A 24258-nucleotide genomic window follows, 5' to 3' on the forward strand; every position below is an offset into this window, starting at 1 on the left:
ATGGTGCGGCATAATTATTAGATGGAACACCCATGGAACTCTGGATCCCGATTACGATCGTCGCCGCATTTTGTCAGAATCTGCGTTCTGCGCTGCAAAAGCATTTAAAAGGCAAGCTGTCGACCGGCGGGGCAACATATGTCCGGTTCTTTTATGCATGGCCGTTTGCAATTGTGTATGTCTGGGGACTCAACACGTGGGGCGGCATGCCGTACCCCGAGATAAAGGGGTATTTCCTGCTCTATTGTCTGCTGGGCGGATTGTCTCAGATTATCTTCACGGGTCTTCTGGTGTGGCTGTTCTCATTCAGGAATTTTGCCGTCGGCACCACGTTCTCTAAAACCGAGACCGTACAGGTGGCATTGCTCGGATTTCTGTTGCTGGGCGATACGCTGTCGACCGGCGCGATTCTGGCGATCGTCATCAGCGTTGTCGGTGTGATGTCGATGTCGCTGGCACAAACAAATATCACTTTGCGGACTCTGTTTTCCGGTCTGGTCGAGAAATCGACATTGATCGGTTTGGCGTCGGGGCTTTTCCTGGGTGGCTCCGTGGTGTTTTTTCGGGGCGCATCGCTGGAGCTGGGCTACGACGGCTTCATTATGCCGGCCGCCTTTACGCTCGCCGTTTCAGTGGTCATCCAAACGGTTTTGATGGGGATCTATCTGCTGGTGCGCGAGCCGGGGCAGATGAAGGCGGTGTTGGTCAATTGGAAATGGTCACTCGCGGTCGGTGTTGCCGGGGTTCTGGGCTCGGTCGCCTGGTTTACCGCGTTTACACTTGAAAACGCGGCACTGGTGCGCGCTGTCGGCCAGATTGAGCTGGTCTTTACCTTCATCGCGTCGGCGATGTTTTTCCGCGAGAAAAGCACACCGCTCGAAATCGCCGGTATCTTGCTGGTCATCGCCGGGATTTTGCTGATTCTGTTCGTGCGCTGAGCCATGTTGCGGTCTGCGCCTGATGCAGAGGCCCATGCGTATATGGGTCTGGTCAGCGGCGCTTGCCTCTTTATACTCTCGGGCCATGACACTGAATGAACTCGATCAATGGCGGCTGCAGCATGTGCTGACCGACGCCGAATTCAAGGAACTTCCCGGTCACCAGACCGGCAAGGTGCGCGAAAGCTATAACCTGCCCGACGGGCGCCGCGTGATGATCGCGACGGATCGCCAATCGGCTTTCGATCATGTATTGGCGGCGGTTCCGGACAAGGGCCATGTGCTGACGGCGACCGCGCAATTCTGGTTCGAGCAAACCGCCGATGTCTGCCCCAACCATGTGATCGCGCACCCCGATCCAAACGTGATCATTGCCAAGCGGTTGCAGATGCTGCCGGTCGAAATGGTGGTCCGCGATTACATTACCGGCACCACGGATACCAGCATCTGGACCATGTATGCGAACGGTGAACGCACGGTTTATGGCCACACGCTGCCGGAAGGGCTGAAGAAAAACGACAAGCTGCCCGGCGTACTGATCACACCGACCACCAAGGGTGCCGTCGGTGCGCACGATCATCCGATCACGGCAGAAGACATCGTTGCTCAGGGATTGCTGAGCCAGGCGCAGTGGAACGAGGCGGCACAAAAAAGCCTCGATCTGTTTGCCCGCGGCCGGGCGATTGCGAAACGGAACGGCCTGATCCTGGTCGACACCAAGTACGAATTCGGCCTTGACGAGAACGGCGTCGTCACCATCGCCGACGAAATTCACACCCCCGATTCTAGCCGTTACTGGGATGCCGTCAGCTATCCGGAACGGCATGCGGCGGGCGAGGAGCCGGTCAATCTGGACAAGGAATTTCTGCGGCTGTGGATCAGGGCGCGTTGCAACCCCTACACCGATCCGCTACCGGAAATACCACCGGAAACCCTGATCGAATTTTCCAACAAATATGTTTCGCTATATGAGCGGATTACCGGTCACACGTTCGTGCGAACTGACCCCAAGATGCCGGTGCGGGCACGTATTCATGCCGCCCTCGCCAAGACACTTCCCGAATATTTCTGACCCGCGGAGATAACAATGGCCAAAACGCTGCTTGAAATGTCCGGCGCCGATCTGACGCCGAATGCGGTTTCCGACTCCGTGCTAATTCTGATCGATTGCCAAAACGAATACGTGAGCGGCGCTTTACCTTTGGTCGGGATCGATCAGGCAATGGAAAATGCGCGGGTCTTGCTCGAGCTGTTTCGAGCCGCCGGTTCCCCCGTCATTCACATCCAGCATGAAGGCAAGCCCGGTGGGGCTTTCGATCTGAGTGATCCACGAGGTGCCATTGATGCGCGTGTTGCACCGGTGGACGGCGAGACTGTTATCCGCAAGGGTCTGCCGAACAGCTTCGCCGACACGGCGCTTCAGGAAACGCTTGTGGGGATCGGCCGCCAGAAGCTGGTCATCGCCGGTTTCCAGACACACATGTGCGTCAGCGCCACAACCCGTGCCGCATTGGACCTGGGTTACCGCAACACGCTGGTCGCCGATGCCATCGCCACGCGGGACCTGCCGTCCGCACTGGGTGAGGGGGTGGTTTCCGCTGATACCGTTCATGCGGCAACACTGGCTGCATTGAGTGACCGGTTTGCCATTATTGCAGGTACCGCAAACGACCTGCCGGATTAATACCGTTTTCAGGCCGCTTTAAGCGAAGATGGCAGCGAGATTTGATGAGATGGTTGTCTTACCGTAGCCCCCCTTGGCGTTTGGGATGGCATTGGCGTTTGGGATGGCAACGGACTTCATGCTCACGCCTTGTTTTTTCCATGGCCGGACGGCGATTTTTCGCTGCGTGGCTTCCAGAACGGCGGCACGCCGGCAAAGGCTTTCCAGTCCTTGATCAGGGCCGGTTCGGTTTCATGTAAAGCCAGGGCGTACCAACCCTGAACGATACCGCCTGCATGCCGCAGTTTGGCCGTGTCGGCGTCTGTCTGGCCGCTGGTCATCAACTCACCGGTCAGCTTGAGTGCCTGTGCAACATCATTCAGATGCCCGAACTGGTCCTGCAGGGCTTGCAGGGACTTGATGTATTTACGGGTCCCCGGACCGGGATAAACGCCGCGCAGGAAATCGACGGCATAGCGTAGTTTCTTGAGGCGGATACGAACCTCATGACGGGCCTCCATATCCTGACCGGCCAGGCCCTTGGCCTGCCTGATCAGCTTGCGGTGCGGCTTGGCAAGAATGTCGCCGGCGGTATCCCCAAGGGGTTTCAAAAGCGGATCAGACGTATCCAGGGGCATGGCGAGCCAGCCTTCGACGGCGACAAAGGCTGTCAGCCGGAACATCATCTTGGCATAACGGGCCGAACGCAGGGTCCGGCGAACGGTGCCATAGGCACGTGCGCGTTTCTCTTCCGCAGCGGCGGTGAGCGTCTGCATCGCGGTATCGTTGACGCCGTACCCGGAGACCTGCGCCAGCATCTCGGTGATATAGACATCCCAGTCACGTGCGGGGCCCAGCTTGCTACCCAGCCATTTCAGTTCGTCGGCCATCCATGTGACGCGTGCCGGGTCAATGACATCGCTGAAAACCTTGAGGGACGTCCGCAGACGACGCACGGATACACGCATCTGGTGCACCCCTTCGGGGTCCGTGCCGTCAAGGCAGGCTTCTTCGTTATCGACCATATTGGATACACAGGCGGGATAAATTTCTGCCAATGCCTGATGGATACTTTGGTCGGACCGCAGTTGAAATTTTGCCAGCCGTTTGGGGGCAGGGCCTTCGCCGGCAAGCAGGCGGTACCCTCGTGCGGCTTTGGTCAGGCTCGACAATGCGAGCGGGCAAGCGGTGTGTATTTCCGATACGACATGGAAGAATGCGTTGATGTCGCCTTCGATCAGTTCCAGTTCGCATTCGTGAAAGGGTTCGCTTTTGTCCCCGGCCACGGCCAAGCCCTTGTCGGCTACGGCCTCAATGACCAGATCCGGGCCAAGCGGGTTCGCACGTCGCACCATCATAACCTGGCGTTCGATGTGGACTTCCATGACCGGGATTAATGCACCCTCCGTGAGCGCCCCCATGGCGCGCTGGGCTTCGATCGGCAGACGGTCAAGATCAAGGGTATCGCCCTCGACGGGAAACTCCCATTCGTGCCGGTCCATCAGGCCGCCGCTGCCGCCCCTCTTTGCCTTGACGGTCTGTACTGTTTTCCCGGCGTTACTGCGCAACCGGATGGATACGCCACGGTCCTGCAGGCATAAATCCTGTGTGTCGAAATAACGGCTGACGAGGCTCTTCTTGGGCCATGCGCGGCGATTGCCGCTGGCCGCATTGACCGCTTTCTTGAAGCGCTGGAGATCGCGCGGCGCGGCTTTGAATTTTAGCTCAAGTTCGCGGTTTTGCTGGGTGCTCGTCATGAATTTGGCCGGTTTCGCCTCATAAGCCTGATGCCCTAGTTGTGGCATCTTACCCGACTTGCGCCGCGTGTCATTGCTTTGAAAGCGCTGGCGCTGTGGCGGCGATCATACAAATATGTGGGTATGAGCCGTGAAATACTTTTTATGCGCCATGGCAAAGCGGCGAACCCTGGTGGTGTCGGTGATTTCGATCGACCGCTGACAGAGCGCGGCATGTGTCAGGCACGGCACGTTGGCGTGTGGCTGTCGGCCAACGACGCGCTGCCAGATGCCGCGTTGTCGTCGCCGGCGTTACGCGCATTGCAGACGGTGCAAGAAGTTGTGCAAGCGGCGGGCCTCGACGCCGAAGTTATCCGTACGGATACCCGGCTTTATTTCGACACGCGCACGAATTTGATGGCGGCGCTGGCCGAAGCGGCGAGCGTCGGTTCGCGTCTGCTGGTGGTCGGGCACAACCCGCGGCTGGAAGAACTGGTACTGGAAATCGCTGCTGAACCGGTGCCGCATCCGGGCGGTAATTGGTGCATGAAAACCGGCGCAATGATACGTTTCGACGTGACGGGCTTGGCGCCGGGGGCGGGAAGGCTGCTTGATTATATATTGCCGGATGGGCGCGGCGGTTAGCGCCTTATATTGGCAATGCGCGACATCGGTGTTTGGGAAGGAAAAATGGTGGAGCCAGACGGAATCGAACCGACGACCTCTACAATGCCATTGCGCCGGGATATTCTGAAAACCTAAGCATTATCAATAACTTGTTTGGGCGCTGTCGCAACTTTGTGCCCATTTTGTGCCAGATAAGGCCTGATAAGACGGAAGGGCACTGGCACGGTTTGGGCACAACCCACTTGCAACTCGGATGAGTCAAACTCCACCAACTCAATTGGTTGCTCACGCTCAGGAGCAAGAGTTACGCTTCTGACAAAACTTTCTTGTTGTTGCCAGAAATATCAATGCGGTTTTGATCTCTTTGAACATAACCCGCTGTCAATAACGCTCTTTCCATCGCAGTTCGTTTGCCCACGCTCCAACCTTCAATGGTTTTTGAGGCGTCATCTATCGCTTGGTTAACCCAACCATTTTCTTTGTTTGTCATCCGCCAGTGCTCCCGGTGTTTTGGTTTGGAAACAAGCCTTCGATACTCTTAATTACAAGGCTTTCGTTATCAAGGTATGAAGGAAAAATATCTACTCGTGGATTTGCTTTGTCTGCATGCCATTCAATAGTGTTCCCCTTTTTATCTTTTCTTTCTGGGGCTTTGAAAAATCCCATGAATTTTCTAGGTGCCACACCCATAAATGGTTCAAAGGCAACAGCTCCATCTAACGCAGTCGTATCTTGGTCCACGCGGACTGCATTTGGGTACAGCTCTTTTGCAAGCGATTTAGGATATGGTTCAATGTAAACCACACGTAAAATCCCACTCGAAATTATATGCCTAGCGCACATGTGACACGGAAACACGGTTGTATAAAGTGTCGCCTTATCGATTTGCAGGCCTCTGCGGGCTGCATCGCAAATTGCATTCATTTCTGCATGAACTATTCGGCCAAATTCGAGGATTGAAGAAACACGGCTACCTTTTAAAGGAGGGTTTGGGCCCTGAAATAAAGCGGCTTCAACTCTTTCATCACGACTCATCGCCAAAAAATCTGAGCTAAACCAACTATCCGGTAGCTGATCAAAAACCTCATTTACTAGCTCTTTTTTCATTTTAACGCTGGAATCATAACCGATGGCGTGATCTCGGCTATCAGGCAATTCGTCTCCGATATCCTCTGCCCAAATTGACCCTCCGCCAGCTTCAGGAACTTCATTACATCCAGTTGTAATAATCTCGCCAGTTTTGGTGGTGATCACAGCTCCAACCTGTCGAGACAAATCAGCAGAACGCAAAGCTGTTGCTTGGGCGTGAAACATTCCATATTCATCGCGCGTAGGTGTGACAAACGGATTTTCGAACAAAAGATCTATAAACCGGACGATTTGGGGGGCGACATCATCTTTTTGTGAAAGGTCTAAAAAATAATCTGCAAGTGGGAACGTATCTCTGACGTTCTGGCCGAAGTTGTTATCCTTCTCTTTTTCGTCCTTTTCGATCAAATCGTGAGATTGAGTCTGGAAATCATCATAATTGTGGGAATCGCGGGACCTGGCGATCTTCATACGCAAAGCTGCGTCTCGTTGTGCCACGGGAGCATAAGCAGAAATGACAAAGAGATGATTGCGATAAACATCTCTCAACATACTTATTTCTTTAGGATGTTTTAGTGAATTGAAGATGTATGCGGTTCCGTCAACACCGGCGTCAGAACTTCCGGTAGTGTCCAACCGAAATTGTAGAACCTTCATTACGCCTAGAATGGCTACCGCGGCTCCGTTCGCTGCTTTGGATCGGAAATCATCACCAGCGTCCATCGATTGATTAATGCGCTCATCTTCAGAACCGTTCTTTAACTCTTCTAAATGAGGATAAAGCCCGCATTCAGTTATAGCTTGGCTTAACCGAATTGGGACAGGGTTGTATTTTACCCTTCGAAGTTCTTGCTCGAGCCGCTCCTGAACAAGTGATAGGTCGCCGCCGACGGCTCCCACCAAAGCAAAAAATAATTCCGGTTTGTCTGCCACGAAATCCCCAAAGCATCGACCATTCAAGAAACGGCCAATATGTCGCGCGCATGATGAATACTGAGGAGACAGTGAATCAGAATTCGGATTCTATGGGAAGTAACCCAAGGCAAAAACCTGTTGATGCTTTTCCGATTATGTATATTGCAGATGAATGCCGAGCGAATAGAAAATAGTATAACTACTTGATAATGCGATAATTATTGCAGGTTTCTACCTGCAAACGTTAGCAAGGGCACATCCCACAGCATTTAAAAACAAACCTGCAAAACCCTGCGGTAGCGTCTATTGATCACCTGCTTCTCATGCTTTTCGCGAATCGCAATTTCATTTGCAAATTGCGTCGGTAACTAGTTTCCACAACATTTCAAGCGGATTTAACTTGCGCTTAGAACTGGATGAAGTAATCCGAATGGTTTTTTTCTGGCCCCGAAAAGCGGCAACACGCTCCGGCGACCAATCCTCTGCCCAGCTAATGCGATCATTCTTGATCCAGTAATGTGACCGGCATTTTAGGCTCCAGTTGCCGATGGACGGGTGCAACGAAACGGACCGGCCATCGAACATTAACTTCCAGTCCGTTGGCGAAATCGGGGTCACCACCTCTGCGCCGCAACCGCATGCGCACTTATGTGTTGCCGTTGCGTAGTTGATCGACACGTAGATTGTACGTTCCGCCAATTTTTCGGGAATGAATTCTACGAATTCATGGTTAAACGCGATTGGACGTTTCATGACTCGTCGTCCTCGTCTTCCCCGATCAATTCGCTGCCATCGATCATGAAGATTAGGTTGTGTTCGTGATCCGAGTCGGCATAGAAACCGAACAATTTCTTCCACGTGATCACAGCCAAATTGGCGTTTAACGAGTTCAAATCCGAAATTTGGATGTTGGTGGCATACACGTCGTTTCCGTGCCCGCCGGTGAACGGAATACGGTTCTTAGCGCGAACATGGTCCCGCTTCGACGGCGTACTCAGAGTGACGCGCAAGAGGCCCGCAAGCGCATCGTTGACCACGTCAATGCCCATGCCGACGTCGATGAAGGGGATGTCGTGGGCTTCAAGCCATTCAACGATCGGTTTCTTGGCCGGGCCGTTGTCGATGCATATGAAAACGAAATCTGTTCCCTGCAGCAGGTCAACATTGCTTGCGTCGATGCGGTGCGTATGGGGGAAAATAAAGTTCCGCATCCGGCCATAGTAGCGGCCGTAATAATCAACCTTCTTCATCTTGCGTCCAAGAATCCTGGGCGGGATCGCGCCGGGTGTCCGAAAAGCATTGTGCTGCAGAAGGTCGTCGTCGTCGTAGATGTGAATGTCATGCACGTGCGTTTTGCATACGTGATCCAGAATATAGGCTCCGGTGCCACCCAAGCCGATGATGTCGATACGAAGTCCGCGAAGCTTGTGCGACATCGTATTGATGCCGACGCGGCTGGATGCCGTGTCCTCATATTTGAAAACGCTGTCCGGATTGGAAGACATGATAACGTTTCCGGTCCTCGCCGTTGCGGCAGGGTCAATCTGCCGCGCGTGCCGGGAAATCATGTCCTCGTATGTTGTCATTTTTGCGTAATAGTCGGGATAGCCTTCAGTCGGCTTGCTCGAGAAAGAATGCTTCGCTGTAATCGAATCCGAGATACGCTCGGTGTTGCCGGAGTGCTCCATGTGGCGCAGTTTCTCACCGTCGGCGTTACACGGATGATCGCCAGCAAACAGGGCGATATGCGTGCTCGGCGTCACGGTCTTGTCACCAGCTAGGTCGAGCTTTGAGATTAGAATCCCACGGCGGACTTGTTTTGCGGAATCGACATACGGCACGTTGTGGATAAGCAGGTAACCGCCTTCCACAGAAACCTCAAAGCCCTCGTCTGTGAGGGCTTTGAGATCAGCGTTAAGCTTTATCAGTGTATTTGACATCGAAGATCATCCCCTTTTTGACTTTGATGGCTTCGCCGTCCGAGAGCGTCCCCGACTGATTCGGAGAAGGTCCCTTGCGATAGGCGACCGTGAAGCAGATGAATTCGCCGGTGGGCGGGTCATCAAATGCCAGCTGGATAAGTTCGTTAAACGTGATCTCGCCTTTGGGCACGGATTTCTCGCGGCCATTAACGATGATCGTTACCTCTTTGGATTTACCGGGCTTCAACGCCTCAAGAGCACCCATTATTATTTCTCCTTTCTGACGCCCTTGAAGGGCTGTTTGGAGGACGTTTTCACGTCCATGAAGCGACCGGAATCAGTGTCGCGCTTGACCCAGTTTCCGGCCGGTGTTTGGGTTTGCGAGCGACCTTTGACTGCGCCGTTGCGGCGGTTGTCGCCAGTTGGGGGATTGGTAGCCATGTACTTTAAAACCTTTCCTATAAATCGATACAAAAAGTATTGCTATAACGATACTTTTCAAATGCTGACTCTGCGTGTTACATTTGTCAATAATAAAAAGTATCGCTATAGCGAACTTCCCATAAGATATTGAATTTGAAGGGAGATATCAGGTGCCGAGCCCACTTGGTGTGCGAATTAAAGAACTAAGAAAGTCCAAAAAATTCACACTTGAACAATTGGCAGAGAGAATCGGATCGAGCAAAGGGTATGTATGGGAGCTAGAAAATAAGGATGATATTCGACCATCGGCAGAAAAATTAGACAAGATAGCAGTCACGCTTGATACTACATCTGAGTTCCTTCTGACTGGAAAGGACGCCGACTCAGCTGTTGAAGAGGACAAAGCGTTTTTCCGCAAGTATCAGGAAATGCCGCCTGAAACGAAGGAGAAAATCCGCAGAATGTTGCATATCTGGGATTCTGACGATTGAACGAAACTTACGCACTGTCAGCCAAACGTGAAGCAATCAATTTATCGAATCTTCTTAAGCTCACGCTTGGCGAAGAGCGTTTTCCAGTGGATGTGAAATTAATTGCCAAAGAGCGCTCAAAAAACGAAGCAGACCCAATTACTCTAATAAAAGGAGACAAATTGGACGGGTTTGAAGGTGCGCTTTACCCAAGCCCGTCAGGCAAACCAGAATGGGCAATCTTGTATAATTCATCAATTCGAGAGGCTGGGAGGGTGCGGTTTACGTTAGCTCATGAGTTAGGGCACTACATTTTGCATCGTTCCGTGTTAGACCCGGTAGCAATACAGTGTGATCGCCGAGATATGACAAGATGGAGTGATGGCGATCTCATTGAGGCAGAAGCAAATGAATTTGCATCGTACTTGTTGATGCCCCTGGACGATTACCGCGTGCAAGTCGGTAACGCACAAATGACTTTTGATCTAGCACGACACTGTGGGGACCGTTACGGAGTGTCGCTTACAGCGGTGTTGTTAAAATGGGTTGAATTTACAGACGCCGCAGTCGTGTTGGTAGCTTCTGATAAAGGCGAAATTGCTTGGTCCAAGTCTAGTGCCAAAGCATTTAAGCGGGGTATTTTTTTCCGCAAAGGCTCACGCTTGCCAGAATGTTCAGTGGCGGCAATTGGTGCCGGATCAATTTTTGATTCTGGAGATGTAGCAGAGCTTCCGAAAGGTGTCTGGCACGCGAATAGCGCCGCTAGAGAATGGTCCGTGTTCTCGAAGCGATACAACGATTTGTCGTTGGTTGAGTTCCTCTAGTTCGTCTAGAGAGACTATCCTCAAAATTTTTATCACATCGTGATATTGCGCCAAAATAACTATATAATGCCCGAGGAATCTCCGAAGCCTTAAGGCTCCGGATGCGCCTTGGAAGCCTTAAGGCTTCCGAGTCCTTAGGCCTACCCCTTAAGGCTTCTTGGGCGTTCAATGAGCGCACCGCCTCCGTAAGGCCCCGCGTTAACCTCTGAGACGGAACCAAGGCCTTATGCCGATGCGCGTAGATTTATTCCGAATTACAGTCGATTCCGCCTCGGAGGCCTAAGGCCTCCGAAGCCTTAGGCCTCCAGTACAAACCGGCTGAAAACCCCGCAGACTGCTAAAGAGGTCGGGCATTGTGCCGTTGACCCTTTAAGGGCAAGGCTCATTCACTTTGACGGCAGAAACCACCATACCGGAACGAATCTACCTCACGCGAGCGGAGGCCGCCGCCTGGCTATCTGTGTCCGTCGACACATTTGCGTTCCTCGGCATCCCTTATTGCGACCTTGGCCCCCGTATACGGCGCTGGAGCGTCATCGACATCATTGCCTTCATGGATGATACTCGGAACTGCGACAGCGCCCGAACCTCGACAACGAGGAGAAGGCAACAATGCGCATCTTCAAACGCGACGGCTCACCGCTCCGGCGGTCCCAGTTCGTCCAGCAAGGCCGTCACGGCTGTTCGTAGCTCCGGCAACGTGGTCTCTACGGTGCGCCATACGCGGGCATTTTCGATCATCGCATAGCCGTGAATCAACATGTTGCGAAAGCCGACGATGGCCGACAGGTCGGGGACGCGTGCGGCGATCTCGGGCGCGGTTTTCGACAGGCGGTTGAGCGCCTCGCCGATGATCTCGAACTTGCGTTCGACTGCCGCGCGGACAAGCGGGTTTGCGATATATTCCGCCTCCGTCATGCCGTCGGTGAATGCGGCGATGGCTTGGGCTGCTTCCTGCGCATCCCACAGGAATGCGCGTGGATCATGCGGCATACAGCACCTCGCGCGCACGGTCGATTTCGGCCAGGATATAGGGGTTGCTGACCGCCCCGGCCTCGATCAGGTCGACCGGGCGACTAAGCAGTTTTTCCAGTTCGGCGCGCAGGCCGAACACCTGTTCCAGCGGCGTGAACCCGCCACCGTCCACGAACTCGACGAGGAAATCGGCGTCACTTCGCATCGGGTCGAAATCATGCCCGCGCGCGGCGGAGCCGAAAACCTCCAGCCGTGCCACGTGATGACGGCGGCAAAGATCGGCGATCCTGTCACGGTGGCGGGCGAGTTCGGTCAGCATAGTGCGGTTCATCCTCGTTCGCGGCGGCGTTTCGCAACGCCATGACATGCAGGATAGGCAATATTTACGGCTCTGGCATATGATTTTTGCCCGTGAACGGCGAAACCTCAAATGACGCCTCGATATCGACATTCCCTTAAGCTTAAAGCTTAAGGGCAGTCCCCTTAAGGCCTCATTTCAGTACCTGACAGCACACCGCCCCTAACCTCATAAGACCATCTGGCTGGGTCCGAATCGCTTCCGCTGCACATTCTTTTCATCCTGTCTACGAGGCCTAAGGCCTCCGATACACGACCCAGTTTTTTCTGCTCTGATTAATGTCAGAAAACGGATCGATTCATCACGTCCGTATCGATGTGAAACTTAGACAGGGAGAATTTCCAATGTGCCCGATGCCTTCCTTTATGCCTTTCCAAATACAATCATACACTCGCAATTTTCCTGCTTCGCTACGTATACGTAACGTATACGTGCGAGACGTCATTCCCCCATGCCCGTTACGTATACGCGAATCCCCGTATACGGAATCGGCCCCCTGAATGCGGCCTTGAAACAGTCATTTCCGTATACGTATACGGAAACGCGACATCAGAGGCGCGGCGTGTTCCGTATACGGGAGAATCATTGCCAACGGTTTCACGGTTATACGGTTCAAGGATTGGCATGGATGGTGATGCAAATGACAGGTTTAACGGAAAAATTCCCTTTAAAAGAAAAATCTCAAAACGAAATAAAATTGCTCTTTGCCTTTAAAAGAACCGGTTTCTTTTAAAGGAACGTTTTCTTTTAAAGGCATTCGACTGGCGGGAGCAAAGCGGTTTATGCCGGTCCCCTGTTGATAATCATTCGGAGGTTCAAGGACGTTGAAGATCGAGGCACCTATTCCGGAAAGGCGCTACCTCACTCGCGAGGAAGCCGCCATCTGGCTATCCGTGTCCGTCGATACATTCGCGTCCCTCGGCATTCCCTATTGCGATCTTGGCCCCCGTATACGGCGCTGGAGCGTTATCGACATCATTGCCTTCATGGATGATACTCGGAACTGCGACAGCGCCCGAACCTCGACAACGAGGAGAAGGCAACAATGCGTATCTTCAAACGCGACGGCTCACCATTCTGGTGGGCATCATGGTACGACCCCAAAGGTCGAAGACGCCGCAAGAGCACTCGGACTGACGATAAGAAGTTAGCCGAAGCGATGGCGGCAAAATGGCAGCAGGAAAGTTTCATGGAGCAGCATTTCGGCACGATCCCCGATACGCCGTTCGATGACGCCCTTGTCCGGTATGCCGATGAGAAAAACCGGGAGAACCCGGACGGCTACAAGGCGAGCCTGAAGTATCAACTGCAAAGGCTTCTGGACCACTTCGGCGGCCTTATGCTTAAGGACATCGATACCAAGGTCCTGCACGACTACGCGGCGCTCCGGCGGCGCACCATCAAGGAAGCAACCTTGCACCGCGAACTTGCCGTGGTGCAGGCGATTATGAACAAAGCGAAGCGAGAAGGGCTTTTGCTGAATGTGCCACCGTTCCCCAAGGTCAAGCTACCAAAGGGGCGGACACGCTGGTTGACGCTTGAGGAAGAGAAACGGCTCCTTAAGGCCTCTCCGGATCACCTCAGATTGGTCATCATGTTTGCCCTCGATACGGGCGGACGGCGCTCCGAGCTTCTTAAGCTTGAATGGCGGAATGTCGATCTTGCGAACAATCGGATTGTGTTTGTCAGAACCAAGAACGGCGAAGACCGCGCGATCAGATTAACCGACCGTGCGCGAGCAATTCTGGAGCATCTGATATCACGTGATATCACTGGTCCTGTGTTCACGTATAAAGGCAAGCCAATGGCGAGCGTGACGAACGCATTCGAGACTGCGCGTGCAAAGGCTGGCCTAGAAGATGTTCGCTTCCACGATCTGCGGCACACATTCGCATCACGATTGGTGCAACGTGGCGTGCCACTTTATGAGGTGATGCAGCTGACCGGTCATAAATCCTTGGTCATGGTGCAGCGTTACGCGCACCTCGCACCTGAGTTTCAGGAGCGGGCAATCGGCGCACTTAATGATGTGGTCAACCAGTCAAAAGACCGCATTAACGGCTGCTGGCACGTTTTGGGCACAGTAGCCGGATTTTCGGGAAAGGACCGGAATCGGACAAACGAAAACCCCTTGATTTCTCAAGGGGTTGGAATGGTGGAGCCAGACGGAATCGAACCGACGACCTCTACAATGCCATTGTAGCGCTCTCCCAACTGAGCTATGGCCCCACACGTGCCCGCCGTGATATTGCCGGTTCGGGGCCGGCGTTTAGGCGAACGGGCCGGAACATACGAATGCGCCTCCGGCCTAGCAAGCGAAAAATGACTGACGGTTTACGTCTCTACGGCGAGGAGCCAGGTGAGGCGCCCTCATTTACGGCAGACAGCCCCGCTTAGCGTTCCTCGTCGTCGACTTCGATGTGTTCCTTGACCTCGGCTACGTCGTCATCTTCATCAAGATCGGACGTATCCTCGATCAGATCCTCATCGTCGTCGTCGTCGATGTCAATGTCATCGTCGTCATCGTCCAGCAATGGATCGTCTTCATCATCCTCGATCTCGTCCACGACAACAGCCTCTTTCTTGGGTTTCGGCTTCGGCGCTTCGGCGGGCTGGCGTCTTGGTTTAAGGATCGGTTGTGCCTCGACCTTCGTTTCGCATTTCGGGCAGGTCGCGGGGTCCTTGTTCATGTTGTAGAACTTGGCGCCACAGCTCGGGCACGTCAGCTTCTTTCCCCAATCTGGTTTCACCACGGTTTAACTCCTGCAGGTCTGTATTAAAGCTCGTCTGAACGGGCATTTGCCATGATCCTTGTCGCCTGTCAAAGTCTAAGTTCAACAGCTTTTCCCGGTTTTCCCGAAGCACGGCAATCGGGGCTTTATATCAGGGCCCTGCGCGGTGTATGACACCCACATAAAAACCGTGCTTTAAGCGAAAATGACAACGAGGTTTACATCCGTGACAACGCTTCGTGCCAAGCCAGCCAAAGGCCTCAGGGGCATGGTCCGTGTCCCCGGCGACAAGTCCGTTTCACACCGTTCCCTGATGCTTTCCGCACTGGCCATCGGTGAGACGCGGATCACCGGCCTGCTCGAAGGTGAAGACGTTTTGGCGACGGCCGGTGCGATGCGCGCGATGGGGGCCGGTATCGTCCGCGACGAGGATGGGATCTGGACAGTATCGGGTGTCGGAGTTGGCGGTCTGATCGAACCCGAAAACGCAATTGATATGGGGAACGCCGGAACCGGTGTGCGGTTGTTGATGGGACTGGTGGCGACACATCCTATCACGTGTACGTTTACCGGCGACGCATCCTTGTCGCGCCGCCCAATGGAACGCGTCATGGGGCCGTTGCGCCGCTTCGGTACCCGCTTTACTTCGCGTGAAGGCGGCCTGTTGCCGATAACGGTGATCGGTGCCGAAAGCCCGGTTCCGGTCCGAGCCGAAATGACGGTGCCGTCCGCACAGGTAAAATCGGCCGTATTGCTGGCCGGCCTGAATACGCCGGGTGAAACCAGCGTGATCGAAAAAGAAGCGACGCGCGATCATACCGAGAACATGCTGCGGCATTTCGGCGCCGAGGTGAACAGCGAACCCTGGCCTGCCGGAGGCGTCCTGATCCGCCTCAAGGGGCAGCCGACCCTTAAGGCGACGGATGTAAAAGTGCCCGCCGATATCTCGTCGGCGGCTTTCCCGATTGTTGCCGCGCTGATTACGCCGGGCAGCGATGTGGTGATCGAAGCCGTCGGTCTTAACCCGCTGCGTGCCGGTTTGCTGGAAACGTTAAAGGACATGGGGGCGGATCTGAAGATTGAGGACGAACGCGTCGAAGGCGGAGAGCCGGTCGGCGATATCCGCGTCAAGGCAGGGCCGCTGAAAGGCATCGATGTGCCCCCTGAACGCGCGCCGTCGATGATCGATGAATATCCCGTTCTCTCCGTATGTGCCGCATTTGCCGAAGGGACAACGCGGATGACCGGCCTGGCCGAACTTCGGGTCAAGGAGTCCGACCGCCTGGCGGCTATGGTCGAGGGCCTCTCGGCATGCGGAGTGACGGTGCGCGCCGGTGAAGACTGGATGGAAGTTGACGGTGCCAGCGTGCCGCCGAAAGGCGGCGCCATGATCGCTGTCGACCTGGATCACCGTATTGCCATGAGCTTTCTGGTCCTCGGATGTGCTTGTGAAGATGCGGTTGCCATTGACGATGCCCAGGCGATTGCGACAAGCTTCCCCGGGTTCGCAGGACTGATGAACGGTCTTGGCGCCGATATCGAGGAGTTTGAGGCATGATCATCGCCATCGACGGTCCGGCAGCTGCCGGCAAAGGCACGCTGGCCAGGCGCATCGCCGCCGCCTTCGACTTTGCCTATATGGATACGGGATCGCTTTACCGTGCCACGGCAAAAAAAGTGCTGGATCAGGCGATAAACCCGGAAGATGCCCAGGGCTGTACGGTGGTGGCGCTTAATCTGACGCCGGAAGATCTGGTGGTCGATGGCCTCAGAACAGAAGAAGTCGGCCAGGCGGCATCCGTTGTGTCCGTTATTCCGGATGTGCGCGCCGCCCTTTTGAGGTTCCAGCGCGATGTCGCGGCCAGTCCGCCGGGCGGGAAGGCCGGGGCCGTTTTGGATGGCCGGGACGTCGGAACCGTTGTCTGTCCGGACGCCGATGTGAAATTTTTCATCACGGCCTCGGCCGAGGTGCGCGCAGAGCGGCGCTTTAAAGAGTTGCGTGAAGCGGGCGATGACGCTATATACGCCCGCGTTTTGGAGGAAATGAGAGAACGCGACGAACGCGATACCAACCGCGCCGTGGCACCTCTCAAACCGGCCGAAGATGCGACGGTCATCGATACGTCCGGGCTGGATGCCGATCAGGTATTCGAACAGGCCCGTCGGATCGTTGCCGCGAAACAGGCCTGAACTTCCCAATTGACCAGAACCGTCCGCAAAGGACGGCGCCACTGAACCGCCCAGGGATGCAAAAATCCCGTGGGTATATGTTGTTTGAAGACCGCCGGAACCAACCGGTCGGCCGGAAACGAAACTGAAGGATAATATACTTATGGCCAACACTGACGCCTCGAGCGAGGCTCCCGTAATTACTGAAGATTTCGCTGCCCTTTTGGATGAACAACTGGGCACAGAAGACGACGGCTTCGAAGGCCGCGTTCTTAAAGGCACCGTTATTTCCATCGATGGCGACGCCGTCGTGGTGGACGTGGGCCTCAAATCCGAAGGCCGCGTGCCGGTTAAGGAATTCGGCATTCCGGGCCGTGATCTGGATATCAAAGCGGGCGATGAAGTCGACGTTTTCGTCGAGCGCTATGAAGACCGTGACGGCGTTATCCGCCTCAGCCGCGAGAAAGCGCGCCGCGAGGAAGCCTGGGCCGACCTGGAAAAGGCATTTGCCAAGGCCGAGCGCGTCAACGGTGTCATCTTCGGCCGTGTCAAAGGTGGTTTCATCGTCGATCTTTCAGGCGCCGTGGCGTTCCTGCCGGGCAGCCAGGTCGATATCCGTCCGGTGCGCGACATTTCGCCGCTGATGGGGACCCCGCAGCCGTTCCAGATCCTGAAAATGGATCAGGCGCGCAACAACATCGTTGTGTCGCGCCGTGCGGTGCTTGAAGAAACCCGCTCCGAAGCCCGCTCCGAACTGATGCAGAACCTCGTTGAAGGCCAGGTTCTCGACGGTGTCGTCAAGAACATCACCGATTACGGCGCATTCGTCGATCTGGGTGGTGTCGATGGTCTGCTGCACGTCACGGATATTGCATGGAAGCGTATCAATCATCCGTCCGAAGCCCTGCAGGTTGGTGAAACCGTCAAGGTTCAGGTGATCCGTTTCAATTCCGAAACGCAGCGTATCTCGCTCGGCATGAAACAGCTCGAAGCCGATCCTTGGGAAGGCATCGAAGGCAAGTATCCGGTCGGCGCCAAGCTCAAGGGCCGCGTCACCAACATCACCGACTACGGCGCATTCGTTGAGTTGGAAGCCGGCGTTGAAGGTCTTGTCCACGTTTCCGAAATGAGCTGGACCAAGAAAAACGTGCATCCGGGCAAAATCGTTTCCACCTCGCAGGAAGTGGAAGTCATGGTGCTCGACACCGATCCGGAAAAGCGCCGTATCTCGCTTGGTCTGAAGCAGTGTATGGAAAATCCGTGGGCTGACTTCCTGACCAAGTTCCCGGTCGGATCCGAAGTCGAAGGCGAAGTCCGCAATATCACCGAATTCGGTCTGTTCATCGGTCTCGACGGCGATATCGACGGTATGGCGCACCTGTCCGATCTGAGCTGGGATAAATCCGGCGAGGAAGCTCTGGCCGATTACAACAAGGGTGACATGGTAAAAGCCAAGATTCTTGATGTAGACGTCGATAAAGAACGCATCTCGCTTGGTATCAAGCAGCTTACGGACGATCCTGTCGGTGGCGCGCTTGAAGGTGTGAAGAAGGGTGCCGTTGTTACCTGTACCGTGACGGAAGTTATGGACGGTGGCATCGAGGTCATGGTCAACGACACGGTGCCGGGCTTCATTCGCAAGTCCGATCTGTCGCGTGATCGTTCCGAACAGCGCCCCGACCGTTTCGCCGCCGGCGAAAAGGTCGATGCCAAGATCACGCAAGTCGACAAGAACGGTCGCCGTGTGACTCTCTCGATCAAGGCTCGCGAAGTCGAGGACGAGAAGAAGGCAATGGCCGAATACGGCTCCACCGACTCCGGCGCGACCCTGGGCGACATTCTGGGTGCTGCACTTGCCGGTAGCCAGGAAGCCGAAGCCCCGGCCGAGGAAGAAAAGCCGAAAAAGGCAGCTGCCAAAAAGAAAGCTGCCAAAGCCGATGAGCCGGCTGAAGAGGCCGCTTCCGAAGATGGCGAAGAAGCCAAGTCGGAAGACTGAGAAAAATACTAGAGACGACCGGACGGGCGGCAGCAATGCCGCCCGTTTCGTTTGCAGGCGCCGCCGAAATCATAATAATGAGGCCGCATGAGTACTGGCCTGGATAGTGACGCGCTGATCGCGCTCAGAAGACTTAGGCGCCATCTGACTTGGTGGCGGCTTTTGGCCGTTGCCGGATTTGCGCTGGCGATTTTTCTTTCCATTCGTGATGGTGGCGTTTTGCCGCCCGACGAGCATGTTGCCCGTGTGCCGATTGACGGCATCATCGTCGAGGACAGGGAATTCCTGTCCATGTTGGACACGATTGCCGAAGACACGCAGGTCAAGGCCGTGATTGCGGATATTTCCAGCCCCGGCGGGACCTTTACCGGCGGCGAGGCGGTCTATAACGCATTGCGCCGAATTTCCGAAAGCAAACCCGTCATCACCGTGATGGGCGGGATTGCCACCAGCGGCGCCTACATGGCGGCGATCGGGACCGACCGTATATACGCCGGTCATGGTACTATCACCGGGTCAATCGGCGTTATCATGCAATCGGCCGATGTCACGGGGTTGATGGATATGATAGGCGTCAAACCTGAAGTTATGAAAAGCGGAAAGTTAAAAGCGACCCCCAACCCTATGGAATCATTGACACCTTCAGCGCGCGAGCAATTGCAGGCGGTCATCGATGCACTGCATTTGCGGTTTATGGAAATGGTCGCCGAACGCCGTGGTTTAAGTGTCGACGAGGTGCGCAGCCGCACCGGTGACGGCGGCATCATGACCGGAGACGCGGCCTTGAAACTTGGACTGGTCGATGCCATCGGCGATATCAACAAGGCACGCTTATGGTTGGCATCGGAACGGGGTGTTTCCGAAGACCTGCCTTTGGTTGACTGGCAGCCGGATGACCCCCTGGCGTGGTGGCGCGACGGGGCCTCTTCACTCGCATCCGCTTTTTTTGGAAAATCACTTTTACCAGAACGACTTAGACTTGACGGCATTCAAGCCCTTTGGCACCCTTCTATGAGCGGGGAGCGATAATGGAGTCTTGCCGCGCATCTTGGGAGGATTGTCGGATATGACGAAATCTGAGCTCATCGCGAAACTGGCCGCTGACAATCCGCGCCTGTATCACCGCGAAGTGGAACGCATCGTCTCGACGATCTTCGAAGAAATTACCGCCGCTTTGTCGCGTGGTGATCGGGTCGAGCTTCGCGGCTTCGGCGCTTTCTCGGTCAAGGCGCGTCCGTCGCGCGTCGGGCGTAATCCACGCACTGGCGAGTCGGTGAGTGTTGACGAAAAATTCATTCCGTATTTCAAGACCGGCAAACAACTCCGCGAAAGACTGAACGGCGCCCAGTAAGCGGCGTTATGCCGTTCTTTTGACTGCAACAGGCGTTTTCTGGAGGTTTGGGCGTGAAGCGCATTTTGTCCTGGATCATCATGATCCCGTTTGCCTTGGTGGTGATCGTTTTTTCCGCTGTAAACCGCGAGCTCGTTACGTTGGATCTCTGGCCCTTGCCGCACGAGATCACGGTCCCCGTATTCACGCTTGTCCTTGCGGTCTTCATTTTCGGCTTCCTGTGGGGCGCTGTCGCCGCGTGGTCGTCCGCAGCGGGGAATCGCCGGCGGGCACGAAATGCGCAATGGCGCGCCGAAGCGGCGGAACGCGAGTTGCGCTCGTTGAACAATAAACTGCAGGAACGTGAGCGGGAACTTGAAAGCGCCCGCGATATACCCGGGGACAGCGACAAGAAACTTCCAGCCCCCGCATCCGGCGCCTGATAATCAATGCAATTCCTAGATGCCGCAGCAATGGCCCGCGCCTTGCCGTATGGGGCATTGGTTGATGCCATTGAGCGGGCATTTGCAGGCGGCGTCACAGTACCGGTCCGCGCACATCACAATGTACCTGTTCCGGATGGGCAGGATGCCACGATTTTGTTGATGCCGGCATGGTCCGATGACGGTTTCATCGGCGTCAAAACGGTGATCGTCGCGCCTGATAATGCGGCCAGATCCCTGCCTGCGGTACAGGCGACGTATCAGCTTTTCGAGCGCGAAACCGGCCGGCCCCTTGCACTGATGGACGGCCCGGAACTGACGGCGCGGCGCACGGCGTGTGCGTCGGCGCTGGCAGCGCGCTATCTGGCGCCCAGGGAAGCCAGCAAGCTTCTTATGATCGGCACCGGGGTTCTGGGCCATCATCTGCCGCTGGCGCACGCCGCGGTGCGGCCGATTTCAGAAGTTCGGGTCTGGGGCCGGAATGCCGAAAACGCCGAAAAAAGCGCGGCGGCGCTACGCGCCGCGGGTCTCGCTGCCAAAGCCGTGGAAGACCTCGCATCATCGGTTCACTGGGCTGATATTGTATCCGCGGCAACACTGGCCAAGCAGCCGATCATCAACGGGAACTGGCTCCGACCCGGTCAGCACATCGATCTGGTCGGGGCCTTCCGTCCGGATATGCGTGAAGCCGATGATACTGTGCTAAAACGCGCCCGTATTTTCTGTGATACCAAGGCCGGCGCCATGACGGAAGCCGGGGATTTGTCCGATCCGCTGGCTCGCCGTGTGATCGAAAACGCAGACGTGCTTGCCGATCTTTTTGATCTGGCGGACGGAAGCTATCGCTTCGAGCGACACGCCGACGACATCACCCTGTTCAAGTCCGCCGGTACGGCGATTGAGGATCTGGCCGCTGCCATGCTTGCCTACGGTCGCGAAGCGGGCTAAGAGAGCGCCATTATGAGCCTCTCGCCGACAGAACGTATCTATGTTGCGCTCGATACCCCCGATGTGAAAAAGGCGGTATCGCTTGCCGAAAAGCTTACCGGTCATGTCGGCGGGGTTAAGCTCGGCATGGAATTCTATTACGCCAATGGACCGGAAGGCGCACGTGCCGTCACGGACGTCGGCATGCCGTTGTTTCTGGACCTTAAATTCCACGATATCCCGAATACGGTGGCGGGAGCAGTGCGCTCGACGCTGGAATTGCATCCCGCGATCCTCAATGTGCATGCCCAGGGCGGTCCGGCGATGATGCGTGCCGCACAGGCGGCGCTTGATAATGCGGAAGGCATCAAGCCGCTGCTGATTGCCGTTACGGTCCTGACGTCGCTCAGTGACGATGATCTGGGTGAGACAGGCTATACGCTCAGCGCCGGTGATCTGGTAACGCGGCTCGCTAAATTAACGCAGGCATGCGGTCTCGGGGGCGTTGTCTGCAGCCCGCGTGAAATCAAGGCCATCCGTGCTGCCTGCGGCCCCGAATTCAAGTTGATCGTCCCGGGGATTCGCCCCGAGTGGGCCGACGCAGGCGACCAGAAGCGGATCACAACACCCGCTCAGGCGATCCGGGACGGCGCCGATTATATCGTTATCGGCCGTCCGATCACCGGTGCCGATGATCCACTGGACGCGGCTAAACGTATAGCTGACGAATTGGCGGGCCTTTAAGTCCCGCGGCTTCGCCGGCCGGAGATTAAAATGGACGCCATCGTCAAAATATGCGGACTTCGCGAGGCCGAACATGTCGACGCCGCCGTGGATGCCGGGGCGGGGTTGACGGGGTTTGTGTTTTTTCCGCCGTCCCCCAGAAACATCGCGATCGAAGAAGCGGCTGCGCTGACGCGGCGCGTACCCGCCGGGATCGGCAAAGTGGCGCTCACCGTCGATGCGGATGACGCTTTCCTTGCCCAGATCATCGCCGGTGCGAGGATCGATACGTTGCAATTGCACGGTTCGGAAACGGTTGCGCGGGTCCAACACATCAAATCCGTGTACAGCCTGCCGGTGATCAAGGCGCTGCCGGTTTCCAGCGCGGCGGATATTTCTGATGCCAGAGCCTATGAAGAGCATGCCGACATGCTGCTGTTCGATGCGAAACCGCCGAAGGATGCGACACGGCCGGGCGGCAATGCGGAAAGCTTCGACTGGACGCTTTTGCAGGGCATCTCGTTTCGTGTGCCGTGGTTGTTGGCCGGCGGCCTCAACCCGGAAAATGTCGCCGAAGCCCTTAGCATCACGAAGGCGCCGATGGTCGATGTTTCCAGCGGTGTCGAGACAGCGCCGGGGCAAAAAAGCGCTCGGAAAATCCGTGACTTTATCTCCGCTGTACAAGCCGGCTGAGACCTTTCCGGCAGCGTGAAAACACGAGAAACCCCTGTTAAACCGGGTGCTCAAGAGCTAAATTGCGGCGCTGAGGAAGGGACCTGTCATGAACAAGTTGAACACACTGCGCTCCGGCGTCGACGAGAACGGCCATTTCGGCATCTACGGCGGACGTTTTGTCGCCGAAACTCTGATGCCGCTGATCCTGGATGTGGAAAAAGCCTGGGAACATGCCCGCCACGACGATGAATTCTGGGCCGAGTTCGACTATCTGATGAAGCATTACGTCGGCCGTCCGTCGCCGCTGTATTACGCCGAACGTCTGAGTGAACACTTCGGCGGCGCCAAGGTCTTTTTCAAGCGCGACGAGCTGAACCATACCGGTGCACACAAGATCAACAATACGATCGGGCAAATTCTGCTGGCGCGCAGGATGGGCAAGAAACGCATCATCGCCGAGACCGGGGCCGGTCAGCATGGTGTCGCGACCGCTACCGTGTGTGCGCTTTTCGGCATGCCATGCGTCGTCTACATGGGCGAGACAGATGTCGAGCGGCAAAAGCCGAACGTCTTCCGCATGAAGCTTCTGGGCGCCGAAATCGTGCCGGTGACGGCCGGAACCGGAACGCTGAAAGACGCCATGAACGAAGCGCTCAGGGATTGGGTCGCCAATGTCGAGGATACGTTCTACATCATCGGCACGGCTGCCGGGCCGCACCCGTACCCGCAAATGGTCCGCGATTTCCAGTGCATCATCGGCAACGAAACCCGCGAGCAGATGCAGGAAATGGAAGGCCGCCTGCCGGATTCTCTGGTTGCGGCGATCGGCGGGGGCTCCAACGCCATCGGCCTGTTCCACCCGTTCCTCGATGATGAGAGTGTGAAGATCATTGGTGTCGAAGCGGCGGGACACGGCATCGAAAGCGGCGAGCACTGTGCATCGCTGAACGGCGGAAATCCGGGCGTGCTGCACGGCAACCGGACGTACCTGTTGCAGGATGAAGACGGCCAGATCAAGGACGGTTATTCGATTTCGGCGGGTCTCGATTACCCAGGCATCGGCCCGGAGCATGCATGGCTCCGTGATATCGGCCGTGTCGAATACGTGTACGCGACCGATGTCGAAGCCCTGGAAGCTTTCAAGATCTGCACCGCCATGGAGGGGATCATCCCGGCGCTTGAGCCATGTCACGCATTGGCGCATGTCGCCAAGATCGCGCCTGACCTGCCGAAGGACCATCTTATGGTGATGAACATGTGCGGCCGTGGCGACAAGGATATCTTCGCCGTTGCCGCGCGCTTTGGCTTCGATATGTGAGGCGG

At 55.7% G+C, this 24258-nt stretch carries 27 protein-coding genes and 1 tRNA gene; 16 read left to right on the forward strand and 12 right to left on the reverse strand.

The genetic code is table 11. From position 1 onward, the window contains the following. Window positions 1–32 precede the first annotated feature (32 nt). The 3 genes from L2D14_03220 to L2D14_03230 all read left to right on the forward strand — a co-directional run bounded on the left by L2D14_03220 (window position 33) and on the right by L2D14_03230 (window position 2622). A complete protein-coding gene (locus L2D14_03220) occupies window positions 33–938 on the forward strand; it encodes a DMT family transporter (protein WNK00443.1) in 906 nt (301 codons plus the stop codon). Between the two features lie 85 nt (window positions 939–1023). Next, window positions 1024–2010 (forward strand): phosphoribosylaminoimidazolesuccinocarboxamide synthase, encoded by a 987-nt coding sequence (locus L2D14_03225; GenBank protein WNK00444.1) that lies wholly within the window; start codon window positions 1024–1026, stop codon window positions 2008–2010. Between the two features lie 15 nt (window positions 2011–2025). Continuing rightward, entirely contained in the window at window positions 2026–2622 is a 597-nt protein-coding gene (locus L2D14_03230) for a cysteine hydrolase family protein (protein ID WNK00445.1), read from the forward strand. Between the two features lie 122 nt (window positions 2623–2744). On the opposite strand, the gene L2D14_03235 is transcribed toward L2D14_03230, so the two are convergent. Then, window positions 2745–4358, reverse strand: coding sequence for a CYTH and CHAD domain-containing protein (locus L2D14_03235; GenBank protein ID WNK00446.1), 1614 nt, complete (start codon window positions 4356–4358; stop codon window positions 2745–2747). Window positions 4359–4502: 144 nt separating this feature from the next. Between L2D14_03235 and L2D14_03240 the strand changes: the two genes are divergently transcribed. Continuing rightward, entirely contained in the window at window positions 4503–4982 is a 480-nt protein-coding gene (locus L2D14_03240; protein ID WNK00447.1) for a histidine phosphatase family protein, read from the forward strand. A gap of 286 nt (window positions 4983–5268) precedes the next feature. Here L2D14_03240 and L2D14_03245 read toward each other — a convergent pair whose 3' ends face one another. From L2D14_03245 to L2D14_03270, 6 genes are all read right to left on the reverse strand, one after another. Beyond that, window positions 5269–5454 (reverse strand): hypothetical protein, encoded by a 186-nt coding sequence (locus L2D14_03245; GenBank protein ID WNK00448.1) that lies wholly within the window; start codon window positions 5452–5454, stop codon window positions 5269–5271. Beyond that, a complete protein-coding gene (locus L2D14_03250) occupies window positions 5451–6986 on the reverse strand; it encodes an anti-phage dCTP deaminase (GenBank protein ID WNK00449.1) in 1536 nt (511 codons plus the stop codon). Before L2D14_03250 ends, L2D14_03245 begins: the two co-directional genes overlap by 4 nt. 327 nt (window positions 6987–7313) lie before the next feature. Next, on the reverse strand, window positions 7314–7721 hold the full coding sequence (locus L2D14_03255) for a DUF6527 family protein (protein ID WNK00450.1): 408 nt from the start codon (window positions 7719–7721) through the stop codon (window positions 7314–7316). Continuing rightward, window positions 7718–8908: a ThiF family adenylyltransferase gene (locus L2D14_03260; protein WNK00451.1), complete on the reverse strand. Its 1191-nt coding sequence runs from the start codon at window positions 8906–8908 to the stop codon at window positions 7718–7720. Before L2D14_03260 ends, L2D14_03255 begins: the two co-directional genes overlap by 4 nt. Further along, complete coding sequence (locus tag L2D14_03265; GenBank protein WNK00452.1) at window positions 8883–9155, reverse strand: multiubiquitin domain-containing protein; 273 nt, start codon at window positions 9153–9155, stop codon at window positions 8883–8885. Before L2D14_03265 ends, L2D14_03260 begins: the two co-directional genes overlap by 26 nt. Window positions 9156–9157: 2 nt before the next feature. Further along, window positions 9158–9331 carry a hypothetical protein gene (locus L2D14_03270; GenBank protein ID WNK00453.1) on the reverse strand — a complete coding sequence of 58 codons (174 nt, stop codon included), beginning with the start codon at window positions 9329–9331 and terminating at the stop codon, window positions 9158–9160. A gap of 152 nt (window positions 9332–9483) precedes the next feature. Here L2D14_03270 and L2D14_03275 point away from each other — a divergent pair, with 152 nt between their 5' ends. Further along, the gene (locus L2D14_03275; GenBank protein ID WNK00454.1) at window positions 9484–9804 is read left to right on the forward strand and encodes a helix-turn-helix transcriptional regulator; all 321 of its coding nucleotides are present in this window, start codon (window positions 9484–9486) and stop codon (window positions 9802–9804) included. After that, a complete protein-coding gene (locus L2D14_03280) occupies window positions 9801–10607 on the forward strand; it encodes an ImmA/IrrE family metallo-endopeptidase (protein WNK00455.1) in 807 nt (268 codons plus the stop codon). Before L2D14_03275 ends, L2D14_03280 begins: the two co-directional genes overlap by 4 nt. Before the next feature lie 636 nt (window positions 10608–11243). Here L2D14_03280 and L2D14_03285 read toward each other — a convergent pair. From L2D14_03285 to L2D14_03305, 5 genes are all read right to left on the reverse strand, one after another. Further along, complete coding sequence (locus L2D14_03285) at window positions 11244–11600, reverse strand: DUF86 domain-containing protein (GenBank protein WNK00456.1); 357 nt, start codon at window positions 11598–11600, stop codon at window positions 11244–11246. Beyond that, complete coding sequence (locus L2D14_03290; GenBank protein WNK00457.1) at window positions 11590–11901, reverse strand: nucleotidyltransferase domain-containing protein; 312 nt, start codon at window positions 11899–11901, stop codon at window positions 11590–11592. Before L2D14_03290 ends, L2D14_03285 begins: the two co-directional genes overlap by 11 nt. A 1186-nt stretch (window positions 11902–13087) precedes the next feature. Then, on the reverse strand, window positions 13088–13312 hold the full coding sequence (locus L2D14_03295) for a hypothetical protein (GenBank protein ID WNK00458.1): 225 nt from the start codon (window positions 13310–13312) through the stop codon (window positions 13088–13090). Window positions 13313–14093: 781 nt separating this feature from the next. Further along, window positions 14094–14169 (reverse strand) — tRNA-Ala (locus L2D14_03300). A 164-nt stretch (window positions 14170–14333) separates the two neighbouring features. Beyond that, on the reverse strand, window positions 14334–14693 hold the full coding sequence (locus L2D14_03305; protein ID WNK00459.1) for an FYDLN acid domain-containing protein: 360 nt from the start codon (window positions 14691–14693) through the stop codon (window positions 14334–14336). Between the two features lie 205 nt (window positions 14694–14898). Between L2D14_03305 and aroA the strand changes: the two genes are divergently transcribed. The 10 genes from aroA to trpB all read left to right on the forward strand — a co-directional run bounded on the left by aroA (window position 14899) and on the right by trpB (window position 24253). Beyond that, window positions 14899–16230 (forward strand): 3-phosphoshikimate 1-carboxyvinyltransferase, encoded by a 1332-nt coding sequence (gene aroA, locus L2D14_03310; protein WNK00460.1) that lies wholly within the window; start codon window positions 14899–14901, stop codon window positions 16228–16230. After that, window positions 16227–16862 carry a (d)CMP kinase gene (gene cmk / locus L2D14_03315; protein WNK00461.1) on the forward strand — a complete coding sequence of 212 codons (636 nt, stop codon included), beginning with the start codon at window positions 16227–16229 and terminating at the stop codon, window positions 16860–16862. The genes aroA and cmk overlap by 4 nt, the downstream gene beginning before the upstream one ends. Before the next feature lie 142 nt (window positions 16863–17004). Then, the gene (gene rpsA / locus L2D14_03320; protein WNK00462.1) at window positions 17005–18837 is read left to right on the forward strand and encodes a 30S ribosomal protein S1; all 1833 of its coding nucleotides are present in this window, start codon (window positions 17005–17007) and stop codon (window positions 18835–18837) included. 87 nt (window positions 18838–18924) lie between these two features. Continuing rightward, window positions 18925–19866, forward strand: coding sequence for a signal peptide peptidase SppA (sppA, locus tag L2D14_03325; protein ID WNK00463.1), 942 nt, complete (start codon window positions 18925–18927; stop codon window positions 19864–19866). 37 nt (window positions 19867–19903) lie between these two features. Next, window positions 19904–20188 (forward strand): integration host factor subunit beta, encoded by a 285-nt coding sequence (gene ihfB, locus L2D14_03330; protein ID WNK00464.1) that lies wholly within the window; start codon window positions 19904–19906, stop codon window positions 20186–20188. A 53-nt stretch (window positions 20189–20241) separates the two neighbouring features. Then, entirely contained in the window at window positions 20242–20610 is a 369-nt protein-coding gene (locus L2D14_03335; protein WNK00465.1) for a LapA family protein, read from the forward strand. Between the two features lie 6 nt (window positions 20611–20616). Beyond that, window positions 20617–21558 carry an ornithine cyclodeaminase family protein gene (locus tag L2D14_03340; protein WNK00466.1) on the forward strand — a complete coding sequence of 314 codons (942 nt, stop codon included), beginning with the start codon at window positions 20617–20619 and terminating at the stop codon, window positions 21556–21558. A 12-nt stretch (window positions 21559–21570) separates the two neighbouring features. Next, window positions 21571–22281 carry an orotidine-5'-phosphate decarboxylase gene (gene pyrF / locus L2D14_03345; protein ID WNK00467.1) on the forward strand — a complete coding sequence of 237 codons (711 nt, stop codon included), beginning with the start codon at window positions 21571–21573 and terminating at the stop codon, window positions 22279–22281. Window positions 22282–22311: 30 nt separating this feature from the next. Continuing rightward, window positions 22312–22953, forward strand: coding sequence for a phosphoribosylanthranilate isomerase (locus L2D14_03350; protein ID WNK00468.1), 642 nt, complete (start codon window positions 22312–22314; stop codon window positions 22951–22953). A gap of 88 nt (window positions 22954–23041) precedes the next feature. Then, entirely contained in the window at window positions 23042–24253 is a 1212-nt protein-coding gene (trpB, locus tag L2D14_03355; protein ID WNK00469.1) for a tryptophan synthase subunit beta, read from the forward strand. Window positions 24254–24258: the final 5 nt, after the last annotated feature.

The organism is Thalassospiraceae bacterium LMO-JJ14 (assembly GCA_021555105.2).
In the GTDB taxonomy this organism is placed as follows: domain Bacteria; phylum Pseudomonadota; class Alphaproteobacteria; order Rhodospirillales; family Casp-alpha2; genus UBA4479.